11 protein-coding genes are annotated in these 14458 nt (G+C 69.3%); 6 read left to right on the forward strand and 5 right to left on the reverse strand.

Annotation, left to right across the window (positions count from 1 at the left end):
* Positions 1-3 precede the first annotated feature (3 nt).
* Positions 4-1221, reverse strand: a complete 1218-nt coding sequence (locus tag RAH40_RS00530) for a 6-phosphofructokinase (RefSeq protein ID WP_306600086.1) — start codon at positions 1219-1221, stop codon at positions 4-6.
* A gap of 141 nt (positions 1222-1362) precedes the next feature.
* On the opposite strand from RAH40_RS00530, the gene RAH40_RS00535 reads away from it, so the two are divergent.
* The 3 genes from RAH40_RS00535 (at position 1363) to RAH40_RS00545 (ending at position 5694) form a co-directional block, all read left to right on the forward strand.
* Complete coding sequence (locus RAH40_RS00535; protein WP_306600087.1) at positions 1363-2274, forward strand: radical SAM protein; 912 nt, start codon at positions 1363-1365, stop codon at positions 2272-2274.
* 39 nt (positions 2275-2313) lie between these two features.
* Positions 2314-4038 (forward strand): DNA polymerase III subunit gamma/tau, encoded by a 1725-nt coding sequence (dnaX, locus tag RAH40_RS00540; protein ID WP_306600088.1) that lies wholly within the window; start codon positions 2314-2316, stop codon positions 4036-4038.
* Between the two features lie 72 nt (positions 4039-4110).
* The gene (locus RAH40_RS00545) at positions 4111-5694 is read left to right on the forward strand and encodes a hypothetical protein (RefSeq protein ID WP_306600089.1); all 1584 of its coding nucleotides are present in this window, start codon (positions 4111-4113) and stop codon (positions 5692-5694) included.
* Positions 5695-5712: 18 nt separating this feature from the next.
* On the opposite strand, the gene RAH40_RS00550 is transcribed toward RAH40_RS00545, so the two are convergent.
* The 3 genes from RAH40_RS00550 to RAH40_RS00560 form a co-directional block, all read right to left on the reverse strand.
* Positions 5713-6576 (reverse strand): MBL fold metallo-hydrolase, encoded by an 864-nt coding sequence (locus RAH40_RS00550; RefSeq protein WP_306600090.1) that lies wholly within the window; start codon positions 6574-6576, stop codon positions 5713-5715.
* 70 nt (positions 6577-6646) lie between these two features.
* Complete coding sequence (gene glyS, locus RAH40_RS00555) at positions 6647-8698, reverse strand: glycine--tRNA ligase subunit beta (RefSeq protein ID WP_306600091.1); 2052 nt, start codon at positions 8696-8698, stop codon at positions 6647-6649.
* Positions 8695-9585, reverse strand: coding sequence for a glycine--tRNA ligase subunit alpha (locus tag RAH40_RS00560; RefSeq protein WP_306600092.1), 891 nt, complete (start codon positions 9583-9585; stop codon positions 8695-8697). Before RAH40_RS00560 ends, glyS begins: the two co-directional genes overlap by 4 nt.
* 143 nt (positions 9586-9728) lie before the next feature.
* Here RAH40_RS00560 and arcC point away from each other — a divergent pair, with 143 nt between their 5' ends.
* Together arcC and RAH40_RS00570 are read left to right on the forward strand one after the other, a co-directional pair.
* A complete protein-coding gene (gene arcC, locus RAH40_RS00565; RefSeq protein ID WP_306600093.1) occupies positions 9729-10676 on the forward strand; it encodes a carbamate kinase in 948 nt (315 codons plus the stop codon).
* Between the two features lie 4 nt (positions 10677-10680).
* Positions 10681-12699, forward strand: a complete 2019-nt coding sequence (locus tag RAH40_RS00570) for a M13 family metallopeptidase (protein ID WP_306600094.1) — start codon at positions 10681-10683, stop codon at positions 12697-12699.
* Here the strand turns inward: RAH40_RS00570 and RAH40_RS00575 are convergent.
* On the reverse strand, positions 12686-13114 hold the full coding sequence (locus RAH40_RS00575) for a hypothetical protein (protein ID WP_306600095.1): 429 nt from the start codon (positions 13112-13114) through the stop codon (positions 12686-12688). The genes RAH40_RS00570 and RAH40_RS00575 overlap by 14 nt on opposite strands.
* Before the next feature lie 137 nt (positions 13115-13251).
* On the opposite strand from RAH40_RS00575, the gene RAH40_RS00580 reads away from it, so the two are divergent.
* A complete protein-coding gene (locus RAH40_RS00580; protein ID WP_306600096.1) occupies positions 13252-14292 on the forward strand; it encodes an IS630 family transposase in 1041 nt (346 codons plus the stop codon).
* Positions 14293-14458: the final 166 nt, after the last annotated feature.

Here is a 14458-nt window from a genome sequence, read left to right on the forward strand (position 1 = left end):
CCTTCAGGCTTCGGCGCTCGCGGGATCGACCCTGGGCGCGATGATGCGGTCGAAGTGCGGGATGGTCCCGATGAGGGGCCGGGCGTAGTCGCGGAAGGACTCGTCGATGTCGCTGTCGCCCTTGAGGTATTCGGGCGGGAGCAGCTTGGTGTGGGCGGCGACGGTCTCCAGCGGCGTAAGGAAGTAGTCCACGGAGTAGTCCCCGGTGCGGCGGATGGCCACCGAACCGTTCACCTGGCGGTTGAAGGCGAAGTGCACGGCGGTCTCCCCCACGTCCCGGGCCTCGCTGGAATCCGAGTCGGAGATGACGCCCAGGAAGGAGCGCTGGAGGTACCCGAACGTGTCGCACCGCACGCGCTTGATGCCCAGGCGCTGCTTGATGGCGTCGGAGAGCGCGTCGCCCAGGGTGCCGCGGCCGGAGAGCTGCACGTTGCCGAAGGCGTCGAACTCGGACTCGGGCTGCAGGTGCGTGAGCACGGGCCGGTGGTCGGCGCCCACGATGCCCTCGGAGAGCGCCACCACGCAGCGGCCGTAGGCGGAATGGACGCGCTCCACGTCGTCCAGGAAGCGGTCCGTGTCGAAGACCCGCTCGGGCACGTAGATGAGATGCGGCCCGTCCTTGGGGTCGCGCCGGGCCATGACCGAGCTCGCCGTGAGCCAGCCCGCGTGACGCCCCATGACCACGCCCAGGAAGACGCCGGGGATGGCGAAGTTGTCCAGGTCCAGGCACGCGAAGGCCGAGGTCACGAAGCGCGCCGCGGACCCGAAGCCCGGGCAGTGGTCGGTCACCGCCAGGTCGTTGTCGATGGTCTTGGGGATGTGGATGACCCGCAGCTCGTAGTTCACGAGCCTGGCGTAGGTGGCCACGATGCGGCAGGTCTCGGCGGAGTCGTTGCCGCCGATGTAGAAGAAGTACCGCACCCCGTGCTTCTGGAAGACCTCCACCATGCGCGCGCAGTAGGCCTCGTCGGGCTTGACCCGGGTGGAGCCCAGGGCCGAGGAGGGGCTGGCGGCGACCATCTCGAGGTTGTGGGTGGTGGTCTGGGAGAGGTCGAGGAAGTCCTCGTTGATGATGCCGCTCACGCCGAACCGCGCGCCGTAGACGTTGGTGATGTAGCGCCATTTCCGGGCCTCGATCACCAGGCCCACCAGGCTCTGGTTGATGACGGCGGTGGGACCGCCCCCCTGGGCGACCACGGCTTTGCCTTTGAGTTGACGCATGGGCCATCCTTCCGGTAATCGCAAACTGGATAATGATTTAAGGAAGTCTAGGCTGCCTGGAGGGGGCCGCGTCAACGGGCTGGCGGGGGTCGTGACGGAATGCACCCTTGACGCCACGAAAAAAAGGCGAATCATACAGGTATGACGCCGCCGCTTCTCGCCCTCGAGCATCCCAGGGAGCTGTTCCACGACCTCCAGGTGGAGCCCGAGGAGGCCCGGAGCATCCTGCGGCCCCAGAAGGACGACCGCTACGGCTTCGGGTTCGCCCTCAGCCCCTACCGGGGCTGCGAGCACGGCTGCCGCTACTGCTACGTGCGGGACTACCCCCAGGCCCTGCCCGGGGAGAAGGGGAAGCCCGTGGACCGGGCCCTGTGGGGCACCTGGGCCGTGCCCAAGCTGAACGCCCCCGAACTCCTCTGGAACCAGCGTCACCGCCTGCACGGCCAGACGGTGTTCCTCGCCTCCGCCACCGACCCCTACCAGCCCCTGGAGCGGGAGTTCCGCCTCACCCGGGCCTGCCTGGAAGTGCTCCTGAAGTGCCCCACCACCCGCGTGCTGGTGCACACCCGCTCCCCCCTGGTGCTGCAGGACCTGGAACTGCTCAAGGCCTTCGGGCCCCGGGTGCGGGTGGGCTTCTCCATCCCCACGGACGACGACACGGTGCGCCAGGTGGTGGAGCCCCGGTCCCCGCCCATCCCCTCCCGCTGGGCCGCCATGGAGCGCCTGGCCAAGGCCGGGATCGAAGTGAACCTGGCCGTGGCCCCCCTCATGCCCGTGCACAACCCCGGGGCCTTCGCCCGCCGGGCCAAGGACAGCGGGGCCTCCGGGGCCTGGGTGGGCGGCCTGCGCCTGCTCAAGGACGACCCTTTCTATGACGTGCTGGCCCGCAACGACTGGCTGTTCATCCTGGATGGGGACTACGTGGCGCAGGTGGCGGGCGTCCTCCAGGCGACCTTCCCGCGGTCCCGGAGGCGGGAGGCCAAGGAAACCCGGGTCGTGCCGCCGTGCCGCCCCCTCGTCGCCGCCCACCGCAGCCTTTTCGAGAGCATGTGATGTCGGCGCGACGCGGGATCATGGGAGAATGACGGTTCCATGATTACACTCGCCCTCAAATACCGTCCCCGCATTCTTTCCGACCTGGTGGGGCAGGAGGCCAGCGTCCGCGCCCTCGCCAACGCCTTGAAGAAGGCCAAGGCGAGCGGAGGGGCCATCCACCACCAGGCCTTCCTGTTCGCCGGCGTCCGCGGCACCGGAAAGACCTCCACCGCCCGCATCCTGGCCCGCGCCCTCAACTGCATGGAGGGCCCCACCGCCGAGCCCTGCGGCGTCTGCGATTCCTGCAGGGCGTCGGAACAGCCGGACCAGAACATGGACATCGTGGAGATCGACGCCGCCTCCCGCTCCTCCGTGGAGGACGCCCGGGCCCTGCGCGAGCAGGTTCAGACCCGGCCCGCCTTCTGCCGCTACCGGGTCTACATCATCGACGAAGTGCACATGATGAGCCGCAGCGCCTTCGACGCGCTGCTCAAGATCCTGGAGGAGCCGCCAAGCCACGCCGTCTTCGTCCTGGCCACCACCGAGCTGCAGGACGTGCCCGACACCATCAAGAGCCGCGTGCAGATCTTCCCCTTCCGCCTCATCCCCGTGGCCATGGTGGAAGCCCGCCTGCGGTGGGTGTGCGAGCAGGAGGGGGTCACCTGGGAGGAGGGCTCCCTGCGCCTCCTGGCCGAGGCGGGGCAGGGCTCCATGCGCGACGCCCTCACCACCCTGGACCGGGTCATCTCCGCCGGCGAAGGCCACGTGGGCGAGGCCATGGTCCGCGAACAGCTGGGCATCGTGCCCGCCGTGCGGGTGCAGGCCATGCTGGAGGCGCTGCTGGCGGCCGACAGCGGGGCGGTGCTGGACAACTGCCGGGCCCTCACCGAGCTGGGCACCGACTGGATCAGCTTCTGGCGGGAGCTCATGATGGCCTTCCGGGACCGCATGGAGTCCGACGTGCGCCAGGGGGCCGGCCCCCAGGACCTCCTGCGCTGGGCCCGCATGCTCCAGCTGCTGCTTTCCCGGGAACGGGACCTGCGGGACACCAGCCTGCCCGACGTGGTGGTGGAACTGGCCCTCCTCACCGCCGCGCAGCTGCCCCACCTGGCTCCCCTGGACGCCATGGTGAAGGGCCAGCCCGCCCCCGCCGCCCGCCCCGGCGGCACCAGGCCGCTGCCCGTGACCGGCACGGCCATGGCCGCCGCCCCCATGGCGCCGCCTCCGCCCGTTCGTCCTGCCCCCGGCTCCGCCCAGCCTTCCGTTCTGGCGCCCGCCGCCCGGCCCACGCCTCCGGTCCCTCCGTCGCCCGCTCCCGGCACCCGGCCCGCCATGACGGCCGCCCCGACATCCGGGCAGGTTGAGGCACCCTCCGCCGCGCCCTCCCCCAGCGCAGCCCCGGCCCCCGTGAAGGACCCCGGGAACCTCGAGCAGTTGCGCAAGGGCGTGGGCGAGGCCCTCCGCCAGGCCCCCGGCGGGCTTCCCCGCACCCTGGGTTCCCTGCCGCACATGGCCACGGCCCTCACGTTCCAGGACGGCGTCCTCCAGTGGCTCTTCCCTCCCAACGTGCGCAACACGGCCCAGGACCTGGAGCGGGAGCTTTCCAACCCCCACCTCCTGGAGGCCCTGCGCCAGGTCCTGCCGGGCCTCGCGCGCACCGCCATCACCTATGAGACCGAGAATCGGGAGCGTCCCGAGGACGTGCTGCGGGCCGATCCCTCCTTCCAGCGCCTGCTGGCCGACACCAGCGGGGAGATCGTGGAGGTGCGCCGGGAGGAGTGATTTTTTCGCGGGAGGGGGAACCGGGTTCCGATACTAAGCATTTATAACGGAACTCCGGAGAAAACCTTCACCATGCGAAACCCAAGATCCTTCCTCCCCGCCATCGGCGCCCTCGTGGCGCTTTCCCCCGCCTGGGGCCAGGTGACCATCGCCCTGGCCACCCAGAAGGGCGTCCCCGTGGGCCCGAACGCGCCGAACCAGGTGCTCTCCAGGCTCACCTGCGGCTTCACGGCGGCCCATGCCGACGGCAGGCCCCGCGCCTGGCACTGGACCCTGGATGAGCCCGACGGGGGCCGCTTCGTCAGCGGCCAGGGCCGGGCCCGCATGGCCTACCAGGCGCCCTTCGTCCTGGCGCCCCGGGTGGTCCATGTGCGGGTCACGGACCCCGCCCGGGGGGAAAGCGCCGTCTACACCCTGAGGGTCCTGCCGCGCGAAGGGGTTCCGCACAAGGTCCAGACGGGGCTGAACACCCTGGCCCAGCCCCAGGTGTTCGGACCCGTCGTGGATGTTCCCACGGTCACGGGGGTGGCGGGGCAGTTGCAGGGTTCCCTGCTGGAAAAGTCCTATCTGGGGAGCCTCATGAAGATCGAGATGGTGGGCGACCCGGATCCCGCCTTGAGGGAACTCCATGGGAAAAGCCTGGCCGTCACGGCGGACCGCCTCTGCCGGATCGATGGGCCCGGGTCCCTCACCCCCATCCGCTTCCGGGGGCAGCTGGCCTCGGGGCTGCCCTCCATGGAGGCCGATGGGTTCCAGGCGTTCCGGTGCGTGGATGTGAGCGTCCGGCCAGCGGGGAGCCCCATCGGCGGCCGGAGGCGGATGGTGGCGGTCCTTACCCGGGTCCATGGAATGGAGGAGGAGACCTATATCTGCGGCCTGGACCCGGACGGGACCGTCTGGCCCATCGCCGGCAGCTCCCAGCCCCTGTTCAGCGGCCCCAGCCTGCCGCCCGAAGGGCCTGGACCGTCCATGCAGTTCTCGCATCTTGCGCGAACGGTCCTGGATTCGGCGGGGAACATCCTGGTCCTGGAGCCCCAGCGGATCCGGAGAATCGACCCGGAGGGGCGGGTGACCCTGCTCGCCGGTGGAGGGGACGGGGTCGTGGCGGCCCAGGATGGCGCCGGGACCAGCGCCCGCTTCGGCTGGATCGCCGGCTCCGCCCTGGACGCCGCCTCGGGCGACCTCTACGTGAGCGACATCAATGCGATCCGCCGGGTCCGGCCGGATGGCGCCGTGACCACCGTCCTGGGCTCCCTGGACGGCAGCCGGTTCGTGACGGCGCCCCCGGCGCCCACCCGGATCGCCGAGGGCGTCCCTTGCCTCGACAACCCGCAGGGGCTCGCCTTCCAGGCGGGGATCCTCTACATTTGCCAACCTTCGGGGGATCAGATCCTGGCCTTCAACCTCGCGGACCGGACCCTCCACAGGCTCCACCAGGGGAATCCCCTGGAATACAACCGCCCGGGTCCCCTGCATGCGTTCGCCCGGCAGAAGGCCCTCAGGGATTGCGCGAACCTCCGGAGACCCTGGCAGATCGCCGTGATGGACCGCCGGGTGCTGGTGGCGGCCGATGCGGGCCTCGCCGGGTACCTGATCGTCCAGTTCGACCTGCCCCACGGGGTGTACGGCGAGGCGGAGCGGGAGCGCAAGGAATAGCCGGACATGTCCAGGTGATCAGAGCCTCTTCAGGTGGCTGATGGCCGTCTCCAGGTCCCGGCGCATGGCTTCCGGGTCTTCCGCCCGGTAGCTCTGCCCGTGCCCTGGCAGCACCCACCGGAACCGGAAGTCCAGCAGGCGCTCCAGGCTCTTCAGCTGCCGGGGCCAGCTGTGCCAGCAGAAGGACTTCGATGCCGACAGCCTGCCCCGGCGGGGGTTCCACCACAGGTGGTCGCCGGTGAAGAGGAAGGTCTCCCGGTAGAGGAGGCAGACGCTCCCGGCGGTGTGGCCGGGGGTGGGGATGAGGAGCAGGTCGGGGGCCAGGGCCACGGGGTCCTCGCCCTCCACGGGCCACTCCAGGGGAGTCGCCAGGTCGGCGCGGTGCATGACCCGCCGGCAGCCCAGGCGCTCATGGATGAGCGCATGGTCGGCCACGTCGTCCTTGTGGGAGAGGACCATCAGGTCCACCCCGCCCAGGGCCTCCAGGCGCGCCAGGAGGGCGGGGACGGCCCGGGGGGAGTCCATGAGCACGTTCCCGGCTTCCCGGCGGATGAACCAGCTCCAGGCGCCGAAGCTCTTCTCGGAGGTGAAGCCGCAGAAGGACACCTCGTCCTCCACGGGGTCGGGGAAGCCCGCCATGGCCTGGGCCATGCCCTCCTTCTCCGACGTGCCGATGGAGGCGGTGGGGCAGGCCAGGAGGGCCATCAGGGCCCGGTGGCGCTCCGCGGGGTCCCCGGGCTGGCGGTGCACGACGCTGTGCTCCCCCGCGTCCCGGAAGACCGACGGCAGGAAGGTGTAGCAGGTACCGCAGTCGATGCAGGAACTGTCCACGAACATCGCGCCGGCGGCGTTTTCCTGGAATGCCTTGTTCCGCTGGGCCATGGAGCCTCCCCCGGGGAGCCAGGATACTCCACTCCGGCCGGAGGACGGCTCTGGGGACGTGCGGAAGGGGCTACTGCCAGAGGCTGAAGTCCGCCACGCGCAGGAAGGCCCTGCGCAGACGGTGCAGCAGCGCGAGGCGCGCGGCCCGGAGGGCGGGATCCTCGCACTTCACCATCACGGCGTTGAAGAAGGCCTCCAGGGGCTCCGCCAGGCCGGCCAGGGCGGCCAGGAGGGACGCGTGGTCCGGATCGCCTTCCAGGCCCGGCAGGGTGGCCGCGAGGACCTTCTCCTCGGGCTCCTGGAGCCGTGCGGGGTCCAGGTCCCCGGGGGTCTCGTCCTTGAGGATGTTGGCGATGCGCTTGGCGCTCTGGCCCAGGCTGAGGAAGCGGGGGTCGTCGCCGAAGGCCGCGAGGGCCTCGCAGCGGGCCTTGAGGTCCACCAGGTCGGTCCAGCCCGCGGCCAGCGCCGCGCGGCGCACGGGGCCGGCGTAGCCGGCCTGCTCCAGCTGGTAGGCGACGCGGTCCCGGAAGAAGCTCTCCAGGGCCTCGAGGGTCTCCTGCCTGGGCCGGGTGGCCTTGGCGCCCACCTCGTCCAGGGCGAGGGCCGCGGCGCGAACCGGGTTGAGGTTCCAGCCCTTCTCGAAGAGGATGCGCACGATGCCCTGGCCCGCGCGGCGCAGGGCCAGCGGGTCCTTGGAGCCGGTGGGGATGATGCCGATGGAGAAGCACCCGGCCACCGTGTCCAGCTTGTCGGCCAGGGCCAGCACGCCGCCCAGGTCGGAGGCGGGGATGGGGGCGTCGGCGGAGATGGGCTGGTAGTGCTCCTTCACGGCCTGCCACACCTTGGGGTGGGCATTCTCGCGCTTGAGGTACTCGCCGCCCATGATGCCCTGCAGCTCGGGGAACTCCCCGACCATGAGGGTCACCAGGTCGCACTTGCAGCTCTCGGCCACGAGCCGGCCGTCGGTGCCGTCCAGGCCCAGGGCGCTGGCGATGGCCGAGCTGAGCGCCGCGATGCGCTGGGTCTTGTCGAAGTAGCTGCCCAGCTCCCGCTGGAAGGTGAGGTGCTTGAGCCGCTCCATGCGGTCGCGCAGCGGCGCCTTGCGGTCCTCGGAGAAGAAGAACCGGGCGTCGTAGAGCCGGGCCCGGAGCACCCACTCGTTGCCGCTCTTGATGAAGCCGTCGGGATCGTCGGGGCGGTTGGCGGCGGTGAGGAAGCAGGGCAGCAGCGCGCCCGAGGCGTCCTCCACGCAGAAGGCCTTCTGGTGCTCCTTGAGGGAGACGACCAGCACCTCCTTGGGCAGGTCCAGGAAGTCCACCGGGAACGAGCCCGCCACGATGCGCGGGTACTCCACGATCTCCGCCAGGGTGGACAGCAGCTCCTCGTCGGCCACCACGCGGCCCCCGGCCGCGAGGGCCAGCTCGTCGATCTGCCTGGCCATGCGGTCGCGGCGCTCCTGGAAGCCCACCACGACGCCGGCCTCCTCGAGGACGGCCTCGTAGGCCTTGGGCCAGCCCACGGTCACCTTGCCCGGGTGGTCCATGTGGAAGAGCCGGTGGCCCCAGGTGGAGAATCCGGACTTGACGCCGTCCAGCTCGAAGTGGACCACGTCCTGCCCGTAGAGGGCGACGACGCTGCGGATGGGCCGCACGAACTCGAACTCCGAGGAGCCCCAGCGCATGGCCCGGGGCACGTGGAGGCCCGCGACGAGGCGGGGCAGGACCTCGGCGAGCAGGTCCATGGTGGGCCGGCCCCGCTTGACCAGGGTGACGACCGCCACGGGCTCCTTCTTGCCCGCGGGCTGCTCGAACTTCACCTCGCCGAAGTCCACGCCCCACTTCTCGGCGAACTTCAGGCCGGTCTGGGAGGGCCGGCCCTCGGCGTCCACGCACATGCGCTGGGGCGGGCCCACCTGCACCTCGCTCTGGTCGGGCTGCAGCTCGGGCAGCTCGAGCACGCGCCAGGCCAGCTTGCGGGGCGAATAGAAGCGCTCCACGGGCAGTTCGACCTTCAGGTTCTCCTTGATCCAGGCCTGGAGCCCGTCGGCGAACTCGGTGGAGAGGGGGGAGAGGAAGCGCGCGGGGATCTCCTCGCAGTGGATTTCCAGAAGGAGCTCTCTCATGCCTTCACCTCCGTCCCGGCCGCTTCATGTGCGGCGAAGGCCCTCGCGCAGGCGCAGGTGAGGTCCCGCACCCGCTTGATGAGGCCGGCGCGCTCGGTGGTGGACACCGCGCCCCGGGCGTTCAGGACGTTGAAGGTGTGGCTCATCTTGAGGGCCTGCTCGTAGCCCGAGAGGAAGTGGCCGTGGCCGTCCAGGAGCCTCCAGGCCTCCTTCTCGTAGGCCTCGAAGGTCTTCCAGTGCAGGTCCAGGTCGGCGTGCTCGAAGCTGTAGGCGGAGAGCTCGAACTCCTCCCGCTGGCGCACGGCGCCGTAGGACACCGGGAAGGTGCCGTCGTCGGTCTTCACGTTGCCCCAGGTGATGTCGTAGATGTTGTCCAGCCCGCCCAGGAACATGCAGATGCGCTCGATGCCGTAGGTGATCTCGGCCGACACGGGCCGGCAGTCCATGCCGCCCACCTGCTGGAAGTAGGTGAACTGGGTGATCTCCATGCCGTCGAGCATCACCTGCCAGCCCACGCCCCAGGCGCCCAGGGTCGGGGCCTCCCAGTTGTCCTCCTCGAAGCGCAGGTCGTGCTTGCGCAGGTCCACGCCCATGGCCTCGAGGCTCTCGATGTAGAGGTCCTGCACCCGCGCCGGGGAGGGCTTGAGGAGCACCTGCATCTGCAGGTGCTTGTAGAGGCGGAAGGGGTTCTCGCCGTAGCGGCCGTCGCTGGGGCGGCGGGAGGGCTCCACGTACGCCACGTTCCAGGGCTTGGCGCCCAGGGCGCCGAAGAAGGTGAGGGGGTTCATCGTGCCGGCGCCCTTCTCGAGGTCGTAGGGCTGGCCGATGAGGCACCCCCGGTCGGCCCAGAAGCGCTGCAGTCGGAGGATCAGTTCTTGGATGTGCATGGGAATCCGCAGAAAACCTGGATTTTACCCTGGATCCGGCGATCCGTCAGGGGCGAATGTCCCCCGGGCCCGGGGAGGTTGTGCCCAAGGTCCTTGCTTCCTGGGAAGGCCTAAGTAGAATCAACGTTTTCATTGGGATGACCATGACCCGCAAAATCGCTCTCATCGCCATCGGCGGCAACGCGCTCCTGCAGGAGAAGCAGCTCGGAGTCCAGGAGGAGCAGCTGGAGAACGCGAGGCAGACCGCGGAGATGTTCGGCAACGTCATCAAGGCCGGCTACGCCCTCTGCGTGGTGCACGGCAACGGTCCCCAGGTGGGCAACATCCTCATCCAGCAGGAGGAGGCCGCCAACCGCATCCCCCCCTACACCCTCGACATCTGCGACGCCATGACGCAGGGCTCCATGGGCTACATGATCGAGCGCATGCTCATCAACCGCCTGGGCTTCCTGAACCTCCAGGTGCCCGTGACCACCATCCTCACCGAGGTGGTGGTGGACAAGGACGACCCCGGGTTCCAGAACCCCACCAAGCCCGTGGGCCCCTTCTACCGCGAGCACCGCGCCAAGGAGCTGCAGGCCCAGAAGCGCTGGCACATGAAGGAGGACTCCGGACGCGGGTGGCGCAAGGTGGTCCCCAGCCCCAAGCCCGTGGAGATCGTCCAGCTGGAGGCCGTCAAGCTCCTGCTGGAGGCCGGCCACTGCGTCATCGCCGGGGGTGGGGGCGGCATCCCGGTCATCCGCGACGCCTCGGGGTACCTGGTGGGCGTGGAGGCCGTCATCGACAAGGACCGCCTCTCCTCCCTGCTGGCCGAAAAGCTCAAGGCCGACACCTACGTCATCCTCACCGGCGTGCCCAAGGTCGCCCTGGACTTCGGCAAGCCCACGCAGCGCTGGGTGGACCGGCTCACGGCCACCGAGGCCGCCAAGCACCTGGCGGATGGCCAGTTCCCCGCCGGCTCCATGGGACCCAAGATCGAATCCGCCCTGGCCTTCCTGGCCTCCGGCGGCCACGAGGTGCTGATCACCAGCCCCGAGGCCCTGGAGCGGGAGGACTACGCCAAGGTCGGCACCCGCATCGTGAGGGACTAGGACCGTGCGTCTCCCGGTCCTCGCCGCGCTTCCGGCCCTCGTGGCCTACGCCGGGCCCCAGGGCCTGGATCTCCAGGGCATGGACCGCACGAAGGTCCCGGGCGACGACTTCTTCGCCTTCGCCAACGGCGCCTGGCTGCGCGCCGCCGCCATCCCTCCCGACCGCAGCTCCACCGGCGTCGGGACCCAGCTGGCCGAGCTCACGGCCCTGCGCACCGCGGCCATCGTCAAGGCGGCAGTCAAGGCCCGGCCCGGCACCGAGGCCCGCAAGATCGGCGACTTCTACGCCAGCTTCATGGACGAGGCCGCCATCGAGGCGCTGGGCGCGAGGCCCCTCCAGCCCGCCCTGGCCCGCATCCGGGCCGTGGACGGCCCCCGGGCCCTGGCCGGGGCCCTGGGGCGCACCCTGCGCGCCGACGTGGACGTCCTCAACAACTCCGACTACGCCACCCCGAACCTGCTGGGCCTGTGGGTGGCCCAGGACCTGGACGATCCCGCCCGCTATTCGCCCTTCCTCCTCCAGGGGGGCCTGGGCCTTCCGGACCGGGAGTACTACCTGTCGGACTCGGAGGTCATGAAGGGGACCCGGTCCCACTACCTGGCCCACATCGAGACGATGCTGAGGCTGGCCGGGATCGAGGACGCCGCCGCCAGGGCCGCGCGCATCCTGGCCCTGGAGGGGCGCATCGCCCGGATCCACGTGGACAACCTCGACACCGCCGACGTCCAGAAGGGGAACAACCACTGGAAACGGGAGGACTTCGGCACCCGGGCCCCGGGGCTGGACTGGGAGGCCTTCTTCCGGGCCGCGGGGCTGGAAGGGCGAAGGACGTTCGTGGTGTGGCAGCCCTCGGCCCTCATCGGGCTGTCGGCGCTCGTCGCGGCCGAGCCGCTCGATGTCTGGAAGGACTGGCTGGCCTTCCACGCCATCGAGAAGGCCGCCCCCAATCTGTCCCGGGCCTTCGTGGAGGCGTCCTTCGCCTTCCACGGCCGGGTGCTCCAGGGCACGCCGGAGCTGCGCGAACGGTGGAAGCGCGGGGTGGACGCCACCAACGCGGCCCTGGGCGAGGCCGTGGGCAAGCTCTACGTCAGGCGCCACTTCCCCGCCGCCGAGAAGGCCCGGGCGCAGGCCATGGTCAAGAACATCCTGGCCGCCTTCGCGCGCCGCATCGACGCCCTGGAGTGGATGGCCCCCGGGACCAAGGCCAAGGCCAAGGCCAAGCTCGCCGTGCTGAAGGTGGGGGTGGGCTACCCGGACCGCTGGGCGGACTACGCCGGCCTCAAGGTCGTGCCCGGCGACGCCTTCGGCAACGCCGAGCGCGCCGACCTGTTCGAGTACCGCCGGAACCTCGCCAAGCTCGGCAGGCCCGTGGACCGCGGCGAGTGGGTCATGACCCCCCAGACCGTCAACGCCGTGAACCTGCCGGCCATGAACGCCCTGAACTTCCCCGCCGCCATCCTCCAGCCGCCCTTCTTCGACCCGGCACGGGCCGAGGCCCTGGACTACGGCGCCACCGGCGCCACCATCGGCCACGAGATCAGCCACAGCTTCGACGACACCGGCGCCCTCTTCGACGCCCGGGGGCGCCTGAGCAACTGGTGGACCCCCGAGGACTTCGCCCACTTCAAGGCTTCCGGGGCGCAGCTGGTCAGGCAGTACGACGCCTACCGCCCCCTTCCCGACCTCGCCGTCAACGGCGCCCTGACCCTCAGCGAGAACATCGCCGACGTGGCCGGCCTCGCGGCCTCGTTCGACGCCTACCACCTGTCCCTGGGCGGCAGGCCCGACCCGGTGCGCCAGGGCTTCACCGGCGACCAGCAGTTCTTCCTGAGCTTCGCCCAGTCCTGGCGGGAGAAGCGGCGCGAGCCGGCCCTGCGCCAGCAGGTCCTCACGGACGGCCACGCGCCGGACGAGTACCGGGCCGATGCGGTGCGCAACCTGGATGACTGGTACCGGGCCTTCGGGGTGAAGGCGGGGCAGAAGCTCTACCTGGAGCCCAAGGACCGGGTCAGGATCTGGTAGCGAACAGGTCCCTCACCGTCATCCGGCTCAGCACGATGAACGTGAACGCGCCCAGGATCGTGCCGTAGGGGATGCCCAGGCAGCAAAGGCCGGCCACCACCTGGCAGAAGGTGCGGGCCTTCCTCCGGTCCAGGTTCCTGGCCACGTAGAACTTGAGGACCGCCAGCGCCGCCGAGAGAAGGAAGAACGCGAATCCGAAGCAGCCCATGATCCACCCCACGACGGCGGGGGGCGGCGGGCCGCCGTGGCCGGTCTGGGGCAGGTGGGAGAGCACGGTGGAGAGGAGGACCCCGATGGCCACGTAGAGCAGGCCGAAGAGGGAGATGAACGCGCTGATCCCGGCCGAGATCCGCCAGCCCAGGGCCAGCAGGCGCAGGTGCTCGGCGTCGATGATGCCCTGGCGGTCCTCGTCCATGCACAGCCTCCTAGTGTAGGCCGCCAGAAATACCTGTAACGCCAATACAGCTCGTCGCATCCAAGCGGCAGGTGAGAACTTTGGCGCAAGTGGGGCGAGTTGATCTAACTGTGGAGCAATTCAGACGCCTTGAGGAAATGGCGCGGAGCCGGACCTTGCCTGCGCGCAGCGTCCTGCGGGCCAAGATTGTTCTTCATCGAGCTTCTGGCGAGTCCTTTCGTGACATCGGCCAGGCTTTGGGCTGTGATCATCGGACTGCTTGGCAATGCCTCAAGCGATGGGAGGAAGCGGGCTTCGATGGCCTCGAGAGGGAACGCCCAGGTCGAGGCCGGAAGTCTTGGGTGATTGCTTTGAAGGGGCAAGAGGTGCTCCATAAGACGACGCAGGAACAGCCCGTCAATGCCACGCACTGGAGCCGGGCCTCCATGGCGCAGGCCACCGGGGTGAGCGAGAGCACGGTGGGACGCATTTGGCGTCAGAATGGCCTCAAGCCGCACCGCACCGTTGGTTTCAAGTTAAGCAACGATCCTCATTTCGAAGAGAAGTTGGTGGACATCGTGGCCCTGTATCTGGACCCTCCGGAGCATGTCATCGTGCTGAGCGTAGATGAGAAGAGCCAGATTCAGGCCCTGGACCGGACTCAGCCTGGCCTACCGATGAAGAAGGGTCGCTGCGGCACCATGACGCACGACTACAAGCGCAATGGAACGACCACCCTCTTTGCGGCCATGAACACGCTGGATGGTACGGTGATCTCGGCCACGATGCCACGTCATCGCCATGAGGAGTGGCTGAAGTTCCTCAAGCGGCTTGAGCGGGGTACGTCGAAGCGACTCGCTCTGCACATCATTTGCGACAACTACGCCACCCACAAACATCCGGCGGTCAAAAGCTGGTTGAAAGGCCATTCGAGGGTCCACGTTCACTTCACCCCCACCAGTTCATCGTGGTTGAACATGGTGGAGCGATTTTTCCGGGACATCACGGAGAACCGCATCCGAAGGGGTATTTTCAGATCCGTCCCGGAACTCGAAGCAGCGATCCACACCTATATCGCGAGACACAATGCCGCTCCGAAACCATTTGTTTGGACCGCGTCCCCGAACGATATCCTCGCCAAGGTGACACGAGCACGGCAGGCCCTCGCGGCCATTCGGACGGCCTCTGCCAAGGGTTGACGGCGAACCTGCCTTTTTCTTTTCCTCGGTATCCTCGGCCTCCTCGGCGCCTCGGCGATGGCTTTCTCAAGTATCAGTCGGCGCAAAGATTACATGCGCCGAAGCACCCGTCGAAAAGCCCATCGCCGAGGCGCCGAGGAGGCCGAGGATACCGAGGAAAGAATTC

This window comes from Geothrix sp. 21YS21S-2, from assembly GCF_030846775.1.
GTDB lineage: Bacteria > Acidobacteriota > Holophagae > Holophagales > Holophagaceae > Mesoterricola.